At 47.5% G+C, this 20,821-nt stretch carries 11 protein-coding genes; 6 read left to right on the top strand and 5 right to left on the bottom strand.

Features of this window, described 5'->3' with window-relative positions:
* Nucleotides 1–233 precede the first annotated feature (233 nt).
* A complete protein-coding gene (locus tag MHI01_RS19465) occupies nt 234–1,394 on the top strand; it encodes an MFS transporter (RefSeq protein ID WP_036671768.1) in 1,161 nt (386 codons plus the stop codon).
* A 137-nt stretch (nt 1,395–1,531) separates the two neighbouring features.
* Here the strand turns inward: MHI01_RS19465 and MHI01_RS19460 are convergent, their stop codons facing one another.
* A complete protein-coding gene (locus tag MHI01_RS19460) occupies nt 1,532–2,494 on the bottom strand; it encodes an endo-1,4-beta-xylanase (protein WP_036611704.1) in 963 nt (320 codons plus the stop codon).
* Nucleotides 2,495–2,939: 445 nt separating this feature from the next.
* Here MHI01_RS19460 and MHI01_RS19455 point away from each other — a divergent pair, with 445 nt between their 5' ends.
* Nucleotides 2,940–5,234, top strand: coding sequence for a 5'-nucleotidase C-terminal domain-containing protein (locus tag MHI01_RS19455; protein WP_340983883.1), 2,295 nt, complete (start codon nt 2,940–2,942; stop codon nt 5,232–5,234).
* 144 nt (nt 5,235–5,378) lie between these two features.
* Here MHI01_RS19455 and MHI01_RS19450 read toward each other — a convergent pair whose 3' ends face one another.
* Nucleotides 5,379–6,068 (bottom strand): hypothetical protein, encoded by a 690-nt coding sequence (locus tag MHI01_RS19450; protein ID WP_340983882.1) that lies wholly within the window; start codon nt 6,066–6,068, stop codon nt 5,379–5,381.
* A gap of 337 nt (nt 6,069–6,405) precedes the next feature.
* Between MHI01_RS19450 and MHI01_RS19445 the strand changes: the two genes are divergently transcribed.
* Entirely contained in the window at nt 6,406–6,762 is a 357-nt protein-coding gene (locus tag MHI01_RS19445) for a hypothetical protein (protein WP_340983881.1), read from the top strand.
* 222 nt (nt 6,763–6,984) lie between these two features.
* Entirely contained in the window at nt 6,985–8,430 is a 1,446-nt protein-coding gene (locus MHI01_RS19440) for a DEAD/DEAH box helicase (RefSeq protein ID WP_127550206.1), read from the top strand.
* Between the two features lie 79 nt (nt 8,431–8,509).
* Here the strand turns inward: MHI01_RS19440 and MHI01_RS19435 are convergent, their stop codons facing one another.
* Nucleotides 8,510–9,922 carry a DKNYY domain-containing protein gene (locus MHI01_RS19435; RefSeq protein ID WP_340983880.1) on the bottom strand — a complete coding sequence of 471 codons (1,413 nt, stop codon included), beginning with the start codon at nt 9,920–9,922 and terminating at the stop codon, nt 8,510–8,512.
* 245 nt (nt 9,923–10,167) lie between these two features.
* Here MHI01_RS19435 and MHI01_RS19430 point away from each other — a divergent pair, with 245 nt between their 5' ends.
* Together MHI01_RS19430 and MHI01_RS19425 are read left to right on the top strand one after the other, a co-directional pair.
* Nucleotides 10,168–12,036 carry an AbfB domain-containing protein gene (locus tag MHI01_RS19430; protein WP_340983879.1) on the top strand — a complete coding sequence of 623 codons (1,869 nt, stop codon included), beginning with the start codon at nt 10,168–10,170 and terminating at the stop codon, nt 12,034–12,036.
* 106 nt (nt 12,037–12,142) lie between these two features.
* Nucleotides 12,143–12,292, top strand: a complete 150-nt coding sequence (locus MHI01_RS19425) for a winged helix-turn-helix transcriptional regulator (protein ID WP_127550199.1) — start codon at nt 12,143–12,145, stop codon at nt 12,290–12,292.
* Nucleotides 12,293–12,364: 72 nt separating this feature from the next.
* Here the strand turns inward: MHI01_RS19425 and MHI01_RS19420 are convergent, their stop codons facing one another.
* On the bottom strand, nt 12,365–19,444 hold the full coding sequence (locus tag MHI01_RS19420) for an InlB B-repeat-containing protein (RefSeq protein ID WP_340983877.1): 7,080 nt from the start codon (nt 19,442–19,444) through the stop codon (nt 12,365–12,367).
* 464 nt (nt 19,445–19,908) lie between these two features.
* Nucleotides 19,909–20,718, bottom strand: a complete 810-nt coding sequence (gene minD / locus MHI01_RS19415) for a septum site-determining protein MinD (RefSeq protein WP_036611723.1) — start codon at nt 20,716–20,718, stop codon at nt 19,909–19,911.
* Between the last annotated feature and the right edge of the window lie 103 nt (nt 20,719–20,821).

Below are 20,821 nucleotides of genomic sequence, written 5' to 3'. Positions count from 1 at the left end.
ATGGGCCAGACCATGCTTATTGTCAGCATGATTACTCCTGTAGAACACAAGCAGAAGACGACTTAAAGATATGATGTTTCACTTTTTATATTTACAAATCTATAAATCTAGATATAATGTAATCCAGAGAACTTACTCTCATGTCCATCATATTATAGGAGGCAAGGCAGGCTCATTTCAGCATATTATATCTACTTTTCTGTATATTTAAATTTAATGGAGGTACGCTTTGCATGAAATCACAACAGGTCAATCCACTCCTTATCTTGATGCTGGCACTCGGGGTATTCGGGATTATTACAACAGAAATGGGAATCGTGGGGGTACTTCCTCAGGTTGCGCATAAATTCGGCATCTCGGCTGCACAGGCAGGTTGGCTGGTCAGTATATTTGCGCTGGTTGTAGCCATAGCAGGCCCTTTTCTCACCTTGCTGGCATCCGGGATGAATCGCAAAATTATCCTTTTAGCCGCTGTGCTGATGTTTGCCATTTCAAACGTGGTCTATGCCTACGCCACAACATTTGATACCATGCTTATCTTCCGTATCATTCCCGCGTTATTCCATCCCGTCTTCTTTTCCGTAGCCCTGGTCACCAGTGCCCAACTCGTACCAGCAGAGAAAAGCAGTCAGGCCGTCGCCAAAGTATTCACCGGAGTTACCGCGGGCTTTGCCTTTGGCGTGCCACTCACATCGTATCTTGCTGAACGCCTATCCCTCGAAATCGCCTTCCTGTTTGGAGCGATGGTCAGTGTGGTCGCTTTGATCGGCATATGGATCTGGCTACCCTCGATGCCCGTGAAGGAAAAGATGTCCTATGGCCAGCAGCTCGGTATTCTGCGCAAACCTGGATTATGGCTGAATGTTGCCGCAGTCATTTTTATATTCGCCGCCATGTTCTCCGTGTACAGCTATTTCGCCGAGTATCTTGGACAGGTCACCCACATGAGCGGATCATGGATCAGTGTCATGCTGACCGTCTTTGGTGTCGTCATGATCATCGGAAATTTGGGGTTTGGACAGTTTCTGCGTAAGAGCGTGGTCCGCACTGTCCTCATGTTCCCCCTTCTGTATGTAGCAGCTTACGCACTCGTCTATTGGGCCGGTCCCCACTTCATGTGGATGGTTATTGTAGTCATCCTCTGGGCATCCGTGCATTCAGGAGGATTAATTGTAAGCCAAACCTGGTTAACCGCTGAAGCGCAGGACGCGCCTGAATTCGGCAACAGCTTGTATGTATCCTTTTCCAACCTCGGTATTACCCTGGGTACTGCTATCGGCGGATGGTTCATCGCAAACCTGGGAATACATCAACTGATCTGGAGCGGAATGATATTTGCGCTGATCGCTTTTGTCTTGATTTGGATTAAAATTAAATGTTTCCCTGCACCATAAATTGCCGAACACTGTTGAGACAAAGCATTAACACAAAAAGCGCCATGTTCCCATGCTTAACATGTGGAACAGGCGCTATTTGGTGTTATATGATTACCGGATTTACAAAGGATGCTCCGACTCGTCAAAACGCACGCTTAAGGATTGTTCGCCAGGTAATTTCTCAGCCATTGCATAGCCGGACGTTCTGTACCGTTGCTATTGACCAAGTGAGAGCCAGCCTGCCAGGTTTGATTCTGGTTGTAACCCCACAGCGTCACACCTTTAACAGCAGAGTGTTTCCACAGCACAGGGAATTTCTGCTGATAACGTTGCAATTGTGTATTATCGTCACCTGTCATATCCAGCTCGGATACATAGATTGGTAGCCCTGTAGCCGCAAGCTTGTTCAGTACCGTGTTCATTGTGTTCACAGAAACGTTGTCCATATTGAAGTAATGCGCCTGGATTCCAATACCATCAACTAGACCTCTGTTTTTCAAAAGGTTGATAATCTGGATATATTGGTCCGCTTTAGCAGGATCACCGATAATACCATATTCATTAATTAACAATTTGGAGTTAGGGAAGGCTTGTCTCGCCTGTTGGAATGACCAGATAACCCAATCCCAACCCGTTGCCCCATCTCCACCAATAGCATTGCGATAGGATGGTTTCGCATGCAGAGGTTCATTCACCACATCAACGAAGGCAGACTTCGAATACCGCTGTCCTGCCGCTTTAATCCATTGTGTCACTTCAGCCTTCTGATCTGCGGCTGAGAGACTGTTAATCCAATTTGGCTGTTGATTTCCCCATACGAGCGTATGGAACTTGAACGGAAATCCGTTGTTGTTAGCATAGTTGTAGGCCATGTCCGCCTGGCCCCAGTTCATCACGTTGCGTGTGCCTTCAACAGCATCCCACTTGGTAGAGTTCTCCGGAGTTACCTGATTCCAATATGGACTAAAATTCGAAGGAACCTGGTTGGCAATAATATTGCCCAGAAATTTGCTACCTTTCGCCAGACCAGCGCTCACACTACCAACCGCAACAGAAGCAGCGAGAATCCCTACCAATGCCAGTGAGCCGACTGTTTTGAACCACTTAGACTTAATCAATGATTTTCCTCCTTAGAATTCATTTTTTGTAAAGCGCTTACAAACATCATTTTACTGGATAATTTTGGTTTTTAACACCTGTCAAATTATAGTATTTTATTGCAAAAAAATAGATTTAAATGCTTTTTCTGAAGTTATTCATAGATTCACTCTCTTAAATCCAACATAACTCTTACAGTGCGAGTTCAAAAAGTTTGGTTTTCAGTACCGAGAAGTTGGAATGAAGTTAGAAATGGAGTAGCGGAGCGTAGGGAAAACTACGTGAGCAACGGACATTTCGGCTGAATTTCAACTTCAATGCTGATGATGCCGCTAGGCATGATTCGTAATCAAAAGCGGACTTTTTGAACAACCTCTTACATTGGAGTTTACATTCACCAGATGTTTATCTAGTATGAAATGATACATATCTTTACACACACTAGATAACAAGGGAGATTACAACATGCGCAAAATTTCAACGAAACATTTCGCCGGATGGCCTTTATCTTTCCTCTTATGTGCCTCCATTTTGTTCGCCCCTTTTGCTTCCACTCCGGTTCAGGCTACTGAGGCAGACAAGGAGACCAAGATTACGTTGCTGGGTACATCGGATATACATGGTCGATTCATGCCGTGGGACTATGCTCTGGACGGTCCAAACCCAACCGGTAGCATGACACAGCTCTACACCATTGTGAAAAAAGTCCGTGCGGAGAATCCCAATACGATCCTGCTGGATGCAGGAGACATGATTCAGGATAACTCGGCTGAGTTGTTTAATGATCAACCTCAATCTCCCATGATGGTTGCAATGAACGAAATGAAATATGACGCATGGGTTATGGGTAACCATGAGTTTAACTTTGGACTGGACGTACTGGAGAAAATCTCTTCCCAATTCAATGGACAGCCTCTCGTGGGTAATATTTTCAAAGAAAACGGCGACCGCTACATGCCTGCCTATACGATTATCGAGAAAGACGGAATCAAAGTGGGTGTTATCGGAATGAACACACCTATGATTACCGAATTTGAAAAAGGTACGGATCACCTGGACGGCATCATCGTCAAAGATCCTGTGGAAGAGACCAAGAAGGCTATTGCTGAGCTGAAAGGCAAAGTCGATGTCATGGTTGGACTCATGCATATGGGATTGGACAACGAGAACGGTAATCCGGGAACCGGAGTGACGGATATCGCCAATGCCAACCCGGAGCTGGCTGCCATTTTTGCCGGACACATGCATACTTTGATTGAATCCCAAACGGTTAACGGCGTATTGATCTCCGAACCGAATAAATATGGCTCACATATTTCACGAATCGATCTGACATTTGAAAAAGACGGCGACAAAGTTGTGCTGAAAAGCAAAGAAGCTCAAGCACTCGCTGTAAAAGCAGCAGACGGAACGTATGAAGTCTCCGATCCTGCGCTGGAAGAGACTTTGCACCCATTCCACGAGTTCGCTCGTGCCGATGCCAACATTGAAGTGGCTGAACTGAAAGGAACGAACCTGGTCCCTGCTGATGAGATTAAGGGTATACCTGCGGTGCAGATCCAGGAAACACCTTTGTCTGATTTTTTCACCGAAGTGATGTTGCATTACAGTGATGCCGATGTGGTCGCGCATCAGATTGATAACGACAAAGCCAAGCTGGATGTAGGCCCGATCAAGAAAAAGGATATTGCATTCAACTACCAATACACCTTTGGTGAAGTGACCGTATATGAAGTAACCGGACGCGATCTAATGGATTATATGGAGTGGTCTGCGGGGTACTTCAACTCCACACGCCCGGGTGATGTGACCGTCAGCTTTGATCCGAAACGACGTGCTTCCAAATACAGCACCGATGATTTCTTCGGCGGCGTAACATATGAGATTGACCTGACCAAGCCATACGGTAGTCGGATTACAAATCTCAAGTACAGCAATGGATCAGTTGTCAAAGAAGACGATACGCTGAAGCTCGGTATGAATGCCTACCGGATGGAAGCGCTGATTGCCAAAGGTGGCGCCATGGAAGGGCGTAAGTTCAAGCAACTCTGGTCCTCCAAGGACGCCTCGGCATTTGGTGAGATTCAAGGTACGATTCGCAACCTGTCCATCGCCTATCTGAAAGATGTCATGGAAGGTGTCTACGAACCGAAGATTCAACGCAACTGGAAAATCACCGGCGTAGACCTGACTGCACCGGAACGTGCAGATGTGGTGGAGTTAGTTAACGATGGCATCATGTCTGTGCCAACAACGGAAGATGGCAAGTACACCAACATTGCCTCCATTAACATTTTGGATGCGGTGACTCAAGAAGAGATTGATACACTATCTGCCAAAGCAGATGTGAGTGCAACACAATTCGCAGGCGTGAAAAACAAGGGAGCATTCTATCAACAGCTGAACAAGGCTCGCAAAGCAGTAGGTAGTGGTGAGGGAGCAACTACTCCTACACCTGAGAAGCCGACAACGCCAACAGTACCAAAACCAACACCAACTCCAGGCACGTCGAAACCTGGTAAACCATCCACACCAAGCACGGGTAAACCAGGAACTGTCACCAAAGGCAAACAAGCCAAGGTTACAGCGTCTTACCTGAACGTACGCACTGGCGCTTCATCCAAAGCGAAGGTCGTTGCTGCGGTACCAAAGGGCACCCTGCTTGAGGTGATCAGTACAGACAAGTATGGCTGGGTAAAAGTGAAGCTGGATGGACGTGTAGCATTTGTATATGGGAAATATGTAAGTATTTTGAAATAGATACAATCGTGACGCACCACGCTTAACGAAAAAGAAAAAGGGCGATTCTCCCATGAATATCATGGTCGGGATCGCCCTTTGTTATGTTAAACGAATGGTTATGCGTATGGCCCTTCCTCTACTGCTCTAGGGGAATGAAGTCATTTAGCCTTGTGGTTGGTTCTTGATTTTATCCATAAAAGCGTCCAGCTGGATGCCATTCGTTTGTTCCATAAAATCACGCAATTCCTCCGATTCCCCCTCGTAGGCGGCAAGTACGTAGTCATCATCGACAATATAGTACGTGCCGTAGCGAGTGAATGAATATCCTCCCTGCTGTTCTCCGGTCGTCCCCTTTTTGACTACAGCGATAATCTTCATACCTGGTTTAAGTTCAGGCTCCACACCTGCGAAGTCAGCGTTGTAAAATAAAAAAGTATCCTCGGGTACATCATCTCCTGTTACTACTTCATTTACCTTCACCTGATAAGAGATGAATTCAGGTTGGTAGGATGTGATTCCATTAGCCCTATCCTTATCAGCCACCTTTCGTTCAGGCGTACCGGGTTTAGTCGATAGCTCCACACGAAAACTCGGCAACACCTTCACGACCTCCGCCACAACGATCCCATCCCCAAACGCCATGACCTCATTGAAGCTAACTTCTCTCATGTTAATCGTCGCGGGGACGCCAGTGGATAGCGGATATTCCTTGCGGAGTTCATTCATTCGATCAGAGGATAACCTGCTCCCTGCGGCATTAAACGATTCGTAAAAAGGGGACGAGCACCCGGATAGGCTGACCAGAGCCAGTACGATACTTAACAACCAACATGTCATCTTGACTCGCGGCATATCTTATCCCCCTTTTCCTGATAAAAAAATAAAACACAGACATCCATGTCTGTGCAGTCCATTAAAATTTCGGTTGTACTCGCTCCGGCCGGGTAATACGTAGTATATAAAAGTACCACTATTATAAAAATTCTTTCATGACTAGCGACATACGTGTAATATACGATTGATTATCCTATAGCTTTTTTACGGGTACCCATATGCTACCATATCCCATTTTCCAGTTCCAGCCTCAATGGAGTGATTTTTGTTCTTTATTCCATTGATGTAAAGGAACTTTGATGTCTCTAAGACCGTCCATACTTATAGATGTATTAAAAAGGAGGTGAGCAACTCGATGTCCATTTTACGAAGATTATTCGTATTCCCGTTTATCTTGCTTCTGCTAACGCTCGGATGCGCAGATAAATCCGAGGAACAAGGGAAAGAGAAGCCACATGTACGAGGAATTATTACGGATTTTGAGGAAGAAAGAGGTCAGGTACTCATCGAGAATAAAGAAGATGGCGGTGTTGATTCTGGACCGATTTGGGTCTCGCTCAGCAAGGACGCCGAACTCATCATCGAAGAAGAGATTGTCACCGTCTCTTTGGATGAGACACTCGTTGGTCGAAGTGCAGAAGTGTGGATCGGTGGATTTATCAATCAATCTTACCCTCCCCAAACCACGGCTGTGAAGATGGTCATTCATTAACACCAAGCATATACGCCGATACATTTCGTTTCACGTGGAACGTTATGATACACATACGAACAGCAACGGGTGGTTGCTACTAAAATCGGAAATGATGAAAACAATTTACACACTTGAAGCATTTACTCCGTTAGCCTGCCTGCATATAGAGTATAATGAAGAGGTATACGATAAATGTACGGTGCAATAATTGTACAAAAACTAACGCAAAAGAGGTAAACGATGAGCGAGCAACAATTTAAAGATTATGGACTTGGTGAAGAGATCGTAAAAGCACTGGACAGTCTGGGCTATGAGACACCAACCGAGGTTCAAACCAAAGTTATTCCGGTAGCACTAGAGAATCAGGATCTTGTGGTCAAATCACAGACAGGTAGTGGTAAAACAGCTGCTTACGGCATTCCGCTCTGTGAGCTGGTGGATTGGAATGAGAATAAGCCACAGGCTTTGATTCTTACACCAACCCGGGAACTGGCTTTGCAGGTTAACGAAGATATTACGAATATCGGCCGCTTTAAGCGTATTAAAGCAACCGCACTATACGGACAGTCCCCTTTTCATATCCAAAAAGCAGAGTTAAAACAAAGAACCCACGTGGCTGTTGGTACACCAGGTCGGGTACTGGATCATATCGAACGAGGCACGCTACCACTCGAACGGATCGCGTATCTCGTCATTGACGAAGCCGATGAGATGCTGAATATGGGCTTTATTGAGACGGTACAGTCCATCATTCAGAAACTGCCGCAGGAGCGAGTAACGATGTTGTTCTCCGCTACATTCCCTGAAGATGTAGCCAAGCTGTCACGCAAATACATGAACAAACCGGTAGAGATCGAGATCAAGGCAAGTGGACTGACAACAGCCACGATTGAACATGCTGTGATTAACGTACCCGAGGTGAACAAAACCGCACTGCTTCAAGACTTGTTCATTGTGGAAAATCCGGATAGCTGCATTGTGTTCTGCCGTACGCAGGAGAATGTGGATAAACTGTTCCGGGTTATGGCTGATCTTGACTACCCAGCAGATCGTATCCATGGTGGTATGGAGCAGGATGAGCGGATCGAAGTAATGAACGCATTCCGACGCGGACAATTCCGCTATCTGATCGCGACGGATGTAGCCGCACGTGGTATTGATATCACGAATATTACCCATGTCATCAACTACGATATTCCTTTGGAAAAAGAGGGATATGTTCACCGTACAGGCCGTACGGGTCGCGCAGGCAAAACAGGTAAAGCCATTACGTTGATTACACCGAAAGATGGCAGACGTCTCGCCGAGATTGAATCCTATATTGGATTCGAAATCCCTGTTGTAAAAGCACCTTCTGAAGAAGCTGTAGATCGCCGCAGAGAAGATTTTGAGAAACGATTGAAGATTGTGCCTGAACGCAAAAAAGACAAGCGTGAACAGCTGAACCAACAGATCATGAAGCTGAACTTCAACGGAGGCAAGAAGAAGAAACTTCGTGCCGTTGACTTTGTAGGTACCATCGCCAAGCTCGAAGGGGTAACCGCAGAAGACATCGGGATCATTACCATTCAGGACAATGTAACGGATGTAGAGATCCTGAACGGCAAAGGCCCTCTCGTACTGGAGCTCATGCAAAACATAACGATCAAAAAGATGCAGCTTAAGGTTCGCAAAGGTCATAAATAGTTTGCTAAACACGGTCAAATAACTAGAAATTCAAACAGGGATAGTGGACTCTTTTCTAAGTCTACCATCCCTTTTTTCATTACCTCTTCTTTTTCCGCACTGTACCGCCTTCCACCGTATACCGAAATAGCGCATCTTCGGCGCCCCCGATATCATCCGTAACCATAAACGTCGCTGCATCTCCCGACTTATAAACCCCACCCGTCACAAAGCTGAACACCACACGCTCATCTTTACCCCAATATTGATTCAGCATGACAAATGTACTACCGCTCATACCCTTTACCGTGCGGTTTCCATTGGCATTATACAGACCATTCTGATCCGTGGCCCAACTCTGGGGATCCGCATCAAATAGATGTGTAAAGCTGACTCGATCCATATGTTTATTTGGTTTACCCCATAGATACACACGATTGGCATCCACCGCCCAACTGCCGGAAGGCGTTATTAACTCAAAAGTCGCTGCGTCTCCCCCCTTAATGATCTGAAGCACATCGTCCGGATGACCGAAGGGCTGACTTGTCCGAACAACCTCGGCACGATACACATGTTGCTGATCCTTGGAAAGTCCAAGATGCTCCGTCCCGGCATAAGCTTCAAAATGCTGAGCGTCAGCTCCATCCACACGGTAACCATTGTAATACACATGTTTGCCATCACGACCAAAGGGTCCACCTAGTGACTGGAACGTATCCGGGTTTGCTCCTTTTACAGTACGCCACTGAAAATAAACACGTTCCCGGTCCCGTGCAAACTGCTCGTCCAACGGTTCAAAGGTAGACCCGTCTGCTCCACGAACAAGGTTGAATACACCTTTCGCTTCTCGACGATACGTATCGCCCCATTCTGTTCTATAAAAAATGGACGACTGCGTCTCAACCCAATTGCCTTTGAGCAGCGTAGCACCTTCTGCACTGTGGGCATAATGATCATGCCACCAGCCAGGTACGTCGGGATGATGTTCTTGCAGCCATGCCCTCACCTCATCCTTTTCCCCATTTGCATAGCGAAGAGAACTGGACATATGGAACAAATGGTCTTTATCGGTGCAATAGTCATGATGAGCAATTACAGCATTCGTATCTATATCCTCAAATAGATGAAAATGCGTGTTGCTCTTCACATATAAATAATGTTGGTCCTGAGCAAAGTAGGGCGTATCCGGCAATAGCCGAAAGCTTTCCGGATCGGAGTCAGGCACGACCTGATCTTCCAGATATACGTACTGTGAGTCGCAGCAGTAATCTTCATCGATCACACGGAAAGCTTCCGTATCCTTGCTGAACAAACTCGCCTTGTTCTTGCGAGCATTGAACCACCATATTCCCTGACGATCACGCAGATAGGCGAAGGTCAACCATCCCTTTTGATACGTAGAGATGACTTCAAAATCCTGAGCAGTAATGCCTCCCTTAATCGGAGTGTTCGTTCCATCCTCGTCATTATGCAATATCACCTGAAGGTCTTCATCTACAATAAACTTGTTCATGACGGTCCACCCTCCAACCATGATGTGAATTCAGTCTAGCTTTATTTTAACGTGTGTACCTGATCCTCTCCACATCATCGTACTTGATATTTAGGAACATTTCCTCCGCTCTCACCGCTCAGCCACGATGAAATGAAGGTTTGTTCAGCAATGGATGGATTGTTCACTTGAAAAAGAGTCTGACCCAACTACAATATAAATGAAAGCGCTACATTTAATCTGATATCTTTCGGGAGGTGTATGTAATGGGTAACAGGAAAGCGGTCTGGTTTCTGGTCTTTGCACTCACGTTCACCCTGTTTGGACTTCATCCTGAACGGACAAGCGCAGCAAGTGTCACAATAACCAACGGTACCGATTGGCTCGATACCGCAGGCAACCCCATCCATGCGAATAGTGGCAACATTCTGCAGGTAGGCTCGACGTATTATCTGTACGGTGAACATGCGGTGGGCGGCAGGTTTGACAGCGTGAACGTCTACACCTCCACTGATCTGAAGAACTGGACTTTCAGCAATGCCATCCTGACGAAAGATTCCGCAACCGAGCTGGCCTCCAGTAAGATCGAACGCCCCAAAGTCATCTATAACGCCTCCACCAATCAGTATGTGCTCTGGGCACACTATGAGAACGGTACAGACTACAACCTCGGGCGTGTAGCGGTCGCAACAAGCAATACCCCGAATGGCAAATTCACCTATGAGGGCAGCTTCCGCCCGCTGAATTATGAATCCCGTGACATGACCGTCTTTGTTGATACAGATGGCACAGGTTATCTGGTTACTGCTTCACGCAAAAATGGCGGTGCCAATGATACGATGGCTATTTTTAAAATGAATGCAAGTTACACCGGAATACAGTCCTTCGAGGGCTGGCTGTTCGAGAACGCCTACCGTGAAGCACCTGCTGTTGTGAAAAAAGGAAACCGTTACTACCTCTTCACCTCCCAAGCCGCTGGCTGGTATCCGAATCAGGGTGCTTATGCTACAGCAACTTCCATGACGGGTCCATGGACTGCGCTTACGCCATATGGCAATCCATCTGCCTTCGGCTCGCAGATTCATGATATTGCCACGATTACAGGCAGCAACACCACATCCTACATCTACATGGGGGATCGCTGGAATCCGATGAACCTCGGAGAGCACAAACATATCTGGCTGCCGCTAACCTTGAATGATTCGAACGGAACCGCATCACTGGAGTGGTATACAACGTGGAATATCGACGCAGTAACGGGTGCGGTAACACCGCCTGCTCTCGTCAATCATGCACAAGGCAAAACAGCTACCGCCAGCTCCACAGCCTCCGGCTCGTCTGCATCCAACGTCAATGATGGCAACTACCAGACTTCATGGGTGGCTTCCTCCAATAGCTGGCCTGCCTGGTGGCAGGTGGACTTCGGCGCACCAAAGACGATCACCGAGATCGACACGTCCTGGTTTATGTATAAAGGTTCCGAAGGGTACTACAAATACAAAATTGAAATTAGCAAAGATGGAGTTAATTACTCCACCTTGGATCGCACCAATAATCTGACCTATGGCTTCACCACGGATGCCGTGCATTTCACTGCCCGTTATGTACGGATCAATATAGTGAACGCCGTCTTGTGGAATAATCCGGGGAACTGGTACACCCCAACCCTGCACGAGGTCAAAATGTTGGGCCCTGCAACACCTGAAGCCACAGGTTACAGCCGGTTCAGTTCACACAACGTTCCGGATCGATACATCCGCCATGCCAATTACACCGCTCGCGTGGATGCCAACGTCTCTCCTGTTCTGGATTCACAGTTCCGCGTCGTACCAGGCCTTGCCAGCTCCACGGGAATTTCACTGGAGTCCATCAACTTCCCAGGCTACTTCTTGAAGCGCAACACCAGCAATAAAATTGTACTTGAAGCTTATGCCGACACCTCCGCCTATAAGGGAGATGCTACGTTCCTAAGCAGTCCTGGTTGGGCTGATAGCACCAAAGTATCCCTTCAATCGTACAGTCAGCCCGGATATTACATCCGTCATTATGACTACGTGTTACAGCTCGATGCCATCAATGCATCCAGCAGCTCAACAGTGAAGAGTGATGCCACGTTTGGGCGAACCAATTTCTAAGCAAAATAATTGGAGATGAGGATTAGCCACCTACACCTACAATTTAAATCTTGGGAAAGGCCGTTTTTTCAGGGTTCAGAACTGAAGAAGCGGTTAACGTGAAGGTGTGATAAAACGAGTCAAGTACGATCAACCCCCGCCCAAAGTGGAGTATTACTTAACCCACCGAGATAAAAGTCTAATGCCCATTCTGGAGGAAATCTGCAAATGGGGTGTGCATAACTTCCCAGAGACACAAACGCTGCATGAAATATAGTGAGTTATGTAATATATGCAAAAAAGCCTACTCCGATGGGAGTAGGCTCTTCTGCCAGTTGATCTATAAAAGTTATTTGAAATTAGGATCAAACTTCATCACGTTCATTTTACCTTGTTCCTTATAACTCACATAAACGTGGTCAGTGCTGTCTATGAAAATATCTAGCTCCAGAGCGTCATCATTGGAGAATCCGGCAGACCCTACCGGTCTCCAATCCATGTTCTCATATTTCAACACAGTCACCCTGTTGCCGTCTGCTGCATCTCGATAAGCAACGTAAGGCGTTCCTTCGCTGTCAAAGGCCATATCCATGCTTCCTTCTTGAGATGTACCGACCGAGAATCCGGAAGTATTCACCTTTTCCCATGTCGTATCTTCTGACGGAGTCGAGTGCGGATATTTCCACATTTCAACACCATTGGAGTTGCTAAGATAGATCATATAAGGTACGCCAGATGGATCAAGCGCAGATGCAGCATCCATATTCGGAGTTATTCGATATGAATATAATTTAGGATCTAATTGTTTCCATGATCCATCTGCCAAGCTATATCCTGTTGCCACAGGGATACTAGATGACCTGAATGGAGCAAATAAATACATGCCGTTGTTTGGTAATGGTGCGAGGAAGGCTCTTAGACCTGCGAATGCCTCTAGTCTCGCTTCTTGTTTCCATCCACTACCTTGATGATAACTCCATGACATAAGCATTGACGGTTCCCTAGCATTACCGTCTAAAATACCTCTAAACATCAGAAAAGGATTATCATCCTTATCGAAGGTAATGAAGAAGCTATCATTAACTTTATCCACTTTTCTGCTCGTCTTTCCATCATTCCAACTGAAATCAGAGATAGTAGATACTGGTCTCCACCACTTATGTTCATCATTATAATTCTTAAAGCTTACTTTACCTGAGCTATTCTTATAAGCAACATAAAGCTTGTCCTTACTGTCTATTCCGAGCGATATAGCTGAGCTCCCTAATCCTCCCGCTTTTTCAAGATCGCTTTGATTGCCAAAGGACTGCCACTTGCCTCCCTTAAATTGCATCACAAACACTTCGTAATTGTCCTTTATATAAGCCACGTAAGGAGTTCCTTGACTGTCGAAGATGACATTGGACTTACTATTCAAATCCAACAAGTCACCTACTTGTAGCCACGATGTCATGGTCCACTTCGCATATAGGGTGATGTCTGACGTCACCGGCGTCATGAAGTCGTAGACGATCTCCAGATCACGATCGCTGTACCAACCTTCAAATCGATACCCTGCCCACTTCGGCGCAGCAGGTGCCACAGCTTGGTTGCCAGTAACCACCGTCTGACTACCTACTGCTGCCCCACCGTTACTGTCAAAGTCCACCATGCGGCTGTTAAATGTCCACTTCGCGTACAGCGTGAGGTTACCCGTCACCGATGTCGTGAAGCTGTAGGCTTCATTCAGTCCAGCGTCGCTGTACCAACCGTTAAACACGTAACCGTCCCTCGTCGGTACGGCAGGCTCCGTAGCATTACCGCCGGTTTGCATATTCTGTTCAGCCACCAGTGATCCGCCGTTACTGTTGAAGGTGACCGTGTAAATAGCCGTCCATTTCGCATACAATGTGAGGTTATTCATCACAGGTGTCGTGAAGCTGTAGGCTTCATTCAGACCTGCTTCACTATACCAACCTTCAAATACATGCCCTGCACGGGTCGGTGCGTCAGGAACTGTTGCCGTGTCACCTTCACTCACGGACTGACTGCTCACCGATGATCCGTTGTTACTGTTGAAGCTCACTGTGTAGCTGTTCTTCGTCCACTTCGCGTACAGCATCACATTCGCCATTACACCTTCCGTGAAACCATAAGGTATTATCAATTCGCTATCGCTATACCAGCCATCGAACGTATACCCTTCCAGCATCGGAGCGCCAGGAGCAGTAGCCACGGCACCTTCATTCACAGTCTGTTCTGTGACCAACGATCCGCCGTTACTCTCGAAAGTTACAGTGTAGGTAATCGGTACATATACCGTCCACTTCGCGTACAATGTCAGGTCTCCCGTAACCACCATAGTCGTGAAATTGTAGGCGTTCATTAGCTCACTATCGCTGTACCAGCCGCTAAACACATAGCCGTCTTTCGTCGGAGGGGCAGGAGCCATAGCCTTGACGCCTTCATTCACTGTTTGGGCATCTACTACCGATCCTTCATTACTCTCGAAGCTTATCGTGTAAGGGATCAGCCACTTCGCATACAGTGTGAGATCCGCCGTCACCGCTGCAGCGAAGTCGTAAGCATTCGTCAACGTGTTATCACTGTACCAACCGCCGAATACATAACCATCTTTCGTCGATTCAGTCGGCGTACTAATCGTGGCGCCAAACCCTACAGTCTGAGCCGGCACTTCTTCGGACCCACCGTTACTGTCGAAATTTACAGTGTAGTCGTTAATTGCCCACTGAGCGGTAAACTGGACATCTTCAGCAGGCATTGTGGTCGGCGGCGTTGGCGACCACCCCATAAAGCTATATCCCTGCCTTGTCGGAGTGCCCAGACGTAGCAGCGTCGTCGCTCCGAAAGGAACGTTATCCGTTTTATTTGCTGCTCCAGAACCGTTATAATCAACCGTCATTTGGTATACATCACGCTTATAATATACCTTCAGCGCCGTTTTTCCGTTGCTCGTGATTAGATCCGTCAGTACCGAAATACTGTCGTCCCGCACGAAGCCATCATAGGATCTCGGCTTGACGTCCGTCATATTCGCCTCGGTACCCGTAACTCCACGATACGATTCCGTATCTGCAACCGTATAGGTGTCACTTCCGATATTTTGCAGCAAGTACACGACCTGATAAGGCGTACCCTCTCTTCCCGTCCACTTCGCTGTATACGTAGTATCCTCAATCGGCATCGCACTTGGAACTTCTGGCGACCAACCGGCAAACGTATATCCCTGCCTTGTCGGTACAGGTATACGAGTAGCGATGTTCTTGCCAACGGCTTCTGTTACCGAGATTTGGGGCGCACCGGCATAACCCCCAGCGAAAGTCATCTTTCGATTCTCCGGATAGTAATTAACTCTTACGACTGTAGAGCCGTCGCCCTTGATTAATACGCCGCTCACCGTTCCAGTCGCATAGCCTTGCTCCTTAAACCTGTCGGAGCTGATTCGTATCTCCGTGTCCGTTGTTCCAGTCATATTTTCCGTATCCACAGGCGGAGCTTGTACCCTGCTGTTCGGGTCTAGCACATAATACTCAACGGTATACGGCGTATTCTTGTTCGCAATCCAGTGCGCGTACAGTTTCCGATCTTCCGCAGCCATTCGGCTCGGAATCGTGATCTTCGTGCCGCCGGAAGCGGCCGTATACCAGCCATCAAAGGTGTATCCTGGATATACCGGGGTGACCACGCTAATTGGCGCGTTATACGGAGCCGCCACAACCTGGGTCACTCCGCCGTTCTGCGGATCCAGCTGAAGGATGTAGTCACCCACTCTAGCAAGCCAGCTTAACTGAATCGTACGCTTGAGTGGATCGGACGTGAACGACCCCGGCGGCCCCTTCCAGGTGATAACCAGATTGCCATCACTCACCTGAATCTTCTTGTCCACCACTTCAATCGTCCCGTTTACTGCGTCATACTTGAAGTTCGGATTGTCCACCTGAATATCGAAATTCGAGCGATCATAAGCCCGTTTATCCGTAGCGCCTGTCTTCAAATCAAAGGTATTCATTGTGGCCCACAACTCCGGTACAACGATGGATGACGCAGAACCCGCCATGTTCACTTTGAGCGACTTATCCTGTGGATAAGCGAAGTCGTAGACGTTCTGTTCTTCTCCAATCGTATACAGTGGCCACTCTTCATCGACCAGCTCTACGCCGCCGGAAAGCCCGCCATCACCTAATTGAGCGCCGAGTTCGACCTCCAAATAGATGCCAATCTCGACGAACAGGGCACCTAAAGACTTCGTGGTCTTCACCCCGCTAATATTCTTCAATTGATAATAGAAGTAGCCCCACAGATTCACATACACACCGGGTTCTACAGCAAGCCCGATACTATTCAACTTGACGCTTCCAATCCCCGCTTTGACCTCCATATGAATACCAGCTCGTAAACCGATCGTCCCCATCACATAGAAGGTAAATTGGTAATCTCCGTCTCCCGGCAAGCTGAACGTATTGCTCGAACCACTGAAACTCAATACGCGCAAGCTAACCGAGTAGCGCTTGGCCATCTTATAGTAGAAATCTGCCCCCACCGTCAGGTTCACCTGGGCGCTGACCACAAACTCCGCTTCAAATTTGACTTCCACAATACCTAAAGCCACGCGTACGCTCTTTTCAAAGAGTTCTTTCTTGATTAACGGAACCCACTCCGTGTCTTGCTCCAACATCTCTTGATACTTTTCCTTCAACGATTCCGCATCTACGGCAGTATCCTGCACACCCGCCATTACCGCTTTAATCTGTGTCGCAATGTCCTGAACCTTTCCCAACCTGCCAGCGTTCTTCTCGCCCAGCCAGTCATTCAGTGCATCATTTAACTTATCATGTTCAACAAGAGCTATCTCTGCCGTGATGTTCATTCCGGTATAGCTATAAGCATCCAGATTCGCCGTAATTACATAATCATCAATGCTGTACCAGTAAGGAATCCCCCACTTTTTCAGCCAGTGCCCTTTCATATCCCCATTGATACCGAGGTCCAGGCTCATCTCCTGAACGAATGTACTCGTCATATGGATGACAAGATCGCTGTCTTCATTGATATTGACAACAATATCGGCACCAACTTGTAATGTAGCGCTTACGCCTGAGGTTCGGCCGTCAATATTCTTCAGCCTCGTGCCGAGTGAAGCAACAACGGTCAGATTCTCCACACTTACCCGGCTCCCTTTACCGGACGCTAGGGAGGACTGAGCCTTGATCTCCTGAATTTCCTTTGTCTCCATGGCGATGTCAGACAGATAATCCGCGGCTTCGTTGACGAATCCGCTGTCTCTCGCTTGCTGCTCAATTTGCTCTTCGAGCTGTGCAATCTGTTCTTCCGACAACAGATCATCGCCGTCAATTGCTTGCTTCTGATAGATGTTGAAGGCATTTTCAATATCTTCAATGGTGGCATCTTCATACGTAATTACGTCCATCTCCGCCTCAGGCGTAATCGACGTAATACGTCCATAACCCATGATCTCAATACCTTCTTGATCGAATTGTCCATCATAAAAACCAATAAAGTCGCCCACATCAACAGTGGTCAGCTCATCCAAACCGAAGGGCTTGTACAGGCTGTCACTGTAGTTCATGGCAGTGTGCTCAACCGTGATGGAATGGTTATTGGGAATTCCATCCTTATCTGCTTCTATGCTCACCGGTAGAACATCCGGCTTGAACAACACTTGATTGGCATCTGCGTGATCATAAGTGTAGACACTTCCATCTACCGCCGTGATCTGGACATAGGCCACATCACCATCGTCTTCACCAGTCGTTTCGACTGTGCGCAGTTCGGGACTAACTCCCTCATAGATGGCTACGGTATCACCGACTTGAATTACCGTGCCAGTGCTTCCGGTGTACTTGAACGTTCCACTACTCGCATTCACTTCGGCGAGTGCATTTTCGCCACCTACCGTCGTAGTAACGACTGAAATCGCGGGCGAATCGACATCTGCTCCATTTATCACCATATCCGTGACATCCGTGAACGGAATGTAGATCATATTCGGATTGAGTGGAACATTCATGACTTCTTGTTTAGCAACGCTAAATACATAAATACTTGTCGTCGCGTCTTGGCCTTGGAAGGACAAGCTGTCATCCGTCAACGTAAGTTGATATGTGTTACCTTCAACGAACTTGCCGTTTTCGGCTGCTGACGATACCGTGAAAACTCCGTTCCCACCAGAGACGGTAACCCCTTCGAATTCGGGATTCGCCGTATCCACGAAGTTCATCCCCTCTTTGACCTGGGATTCCGTTAGACTGCCCGATGAATCCTGCACCTTAATGGTGAAGTTCGGCGCGACATCCAGTACCGAATAGCTTGGTACGCTCTGTACGGCACGATCTATGCTATCCGTATACTTTGCATACAACTTTGTATCCGCGTTCAGGGTGCTGCCGCTTGCGAAGATGAGTGAAAGATCACTATCCGCAAACCACCCTTGGAATATATATCCTTCTTTTGTTGGAGCAGGTAGATTATTTAGCACCTGGCCTTTTCGTACCGTCTGCGCAGAAATCGCCGTGCCTCCGTTGCTCTCAAACGTGAGCGTATACGCAGTGGAACCCGTGCCTGGGTTACCTCCGTTGTCTCCAGGCGTTCCGCCACCGCTATTACTGCCGGGTGACGGTGTTGGCGTTGATGTCACCGGCGATGTCGGTGTTGGTGTCACTGGCGATGTCGGTGTCACCGGCGTTTGATTCTGATTTTTCCACGCCTCTACAACCGCGTTGTTGCGCATGAAGAGAACCGCTGCTTCCGCGCGAGTCGCTTGTGCACGCGGATTGAAGTTCCCCTTTTCGTCCCCGGTGAACACACCGGCTTGCCACAGCTTGATGACCGCGTCAGCCGCCCAAGGCGATACATCCCCGATATCGCCCGGCTCTGTCGTGACCGGATTCTCGGTCTGATAAGGGATCTGTTCCCTTTCGAAATACCGCAACGTCATCGTCGCCATTTGCTCCCGAGATACGGTAGCATCCGGCGAATATTTCCGATCCCCCGTGCCATCGGTAATTCCCTTCTTAACCGCCCATTCGACATATGGCGCATACCAGCTGCCCGCCTGTACATCGGCAAAGCTCGAAGTGGAGTACGCCCCGGCATCGACTCCCGCCATCCGTCCAAGTGCCGTTACATACATGGCACGTGTCATTGTCCCCTTAGGAGAGAAGCTACTCGCGTTCGTTCCGCTGAATATGCCCTTCTCCTGCACATGGACGACTGCATCATAGAACCAGTCGGTGGGACTCACATCCTGGAATCCAGTAGATGTGGTTACTTTTGTCATCTGCATCGGCAGTTCAGCCGCTACTGCCGATTGCGCTGGTAATAGGGGCACGGCAGAAACTATTAAGCTGATCACCAGCATCCACATTAGGATCTGCCGGCTCACCTTCCATCCCTGTCTTACTTTCTTCACTTTCATTCATCCCTTCTATGTATAGATCAAACTAAGACCATCCAAAATTGGTTTCTAATCAAGCTAATCAACAAAGCCAGACTAATAGCGGATACCACTGACCCAGATCGGGATCATTGGTCTCCTGCAAGTCAGTTCGCTCGACACGCGGAGATCAAGCGAAAAAAATTTACAGATTGAATTCGTTCACCGACCTTTCTGATCAGTTACAGTCGAATTGTGACACCGACACAGCAAATTATGTCGTTTTTTCTTCCGTATTTTATCATGCGAGATAGGGGCGCTTGTGAATTATAAAGAAAACTTTAAGTAAGCAACCACTCGCAAGTGAGAACATCAATGACATCAAAAAATAGCGGCGTAGGGAAGGTAACTCCCACACCACTATTTTTCATGAATTCTTAAGCTAGTCTGCAATCCATTCCAGATGATTCTCTTCTCAACGATTCATCTACCAGAAGCGACTATAACGAACTGTTCTTCCCCCAACGCAGTCTTGGAGGAAGTGAAAAAACACTAATATGCCTCTTGGGTTTCAATGAGATAAAAGGCTCCTGCTGATTCTTCGCCACATTGTGGGCGATATGCCTGAAGCGCAGCCCGCTTTCAAACTCGGGATTAAGCGCAATCGGAATGCCCTTATGTACGGAACGTATAATTTCTACATCGGCATGGATCACGCCAATCACACCGATATTGAGAATATCGATAATATCCTGCATCTTTACCGTTGCCGAACGGGCTTCCTGTCCGTCGGCCATATTAATGATGAGCTGTGGCGGAGCCGGAATCATATCTTCTAATAATCCGATTACGCGATCCGCGTCCTGAAGCGATGTACGATGAGGTGTAGTAACGACAATAGCCTCATCTGCTGCCAAAGCCGCATTCCAGAATCCATTTTCAATGCCTGCCGGCGAATCGATCAGCACATAATCATAGCCCTGGGCTATTTGCTGTACAACCTCGCCAAAAACTTGCGGATCATCGTGATGCACCGCGTCGTTACTACAGGAGATAAAGGACAAGGTACTGATTCGCTTATCTTTGACGATCACTTGATGTAAAGCACATTGACCCGTCAGAAAATCAGAAATATGATACCTTACCCTATTACTCAAACCAAGCGGAATATCCAGATTTCTCAATCCAAAATCAGCATCGATCAGGCAAACGCTGCTCCCCGATAAGGCAAGGGCAGTCCCGAGATTAGCCGTGACCGTTGTCTTGCCAACTCCACCTTTCCCTGATGTGATACATATAACTCGTGCCATCGGAGCCACTTCCTTCTCTTCAAGTACTAATGCGGGACAGCAAGACAACCATTTCTTCACGTATTATCGTTTGATCCGGCTTGAATGTAACGTCCTCGTAGCT

The organism is Paenibacillus sp. FSL M7-0656 (assembly GCF_038003225.1).
GTDB lineage: Bacteria > Bacillota > Bacilli > Paenibacillales > Paenibacillaceae > Paenibacillus > Paenibacillus amylolyticus.
Note: the sequence above shows the minus strand (reverse complement) of the source record. Positions and strands in the feature narration are given on the sequence as shown.

Excerpts from the sequence above, each read along its gene's own strand:
- MHI01_RS19465 (WP_036671768.1), top strand. The coding sequence starts at position 234 with ATGAAATCACAACAGGTCAATCCACTCCTTATCTTGATGCTGGCACTC.
- MHI01_RS19455 (WP_340983883.1), top strand. The coding sequence starts at position 2,940 with ATGCGCAAAATTTCAACGAAACATTTCGCCGGATGGCCTTTATCTTTC.
- MHI01_RS19450 (WP_340983882.1), bottom strand. The coding sequence starts at position 6,068 with ATGCCGCGAGTCAAGATGACATGTTGGTTGTTAAGTATCGTACTGGCT.
- MHI01_RS19445 (WP_340983881.1), top strand. The coding sequence starts at position 6,406 with ATGTCCATTTTACGAAGATTATTCGTATTCCCGTTTATCTTGCTTCTG.
- MHI01_RS19440 (WP_127550206.1), top strand. The coding sequence starts at position 6,985 with ATGAGCGAGCAACAATTTAAAGATTATGGACTTGGTGAAGAGATCGTA.
- MHI01_RS19435 (WP_340983880.1), bottom strand. The coding sequence starts at position 9,922 with ATGAACAAGTTTATTGTAGATGAAGACCTTCAGGTGATATTGCATAAT.
- MHI01_RS19430 (WP_340983879.1), top strand. The coding sequence starts at position 10,168 with ATGGGTAACAGGAAAGCGGTCTGGTTTCTGGTCTTTGCACTCACGTTC.
- minD (WP_036611723.1), bottom strand. The coding sequence starts at position 20,718 with ATGGCACGAGTTATATGTATCACATCAGGGAAAGGTGGAGTTGGCAAG.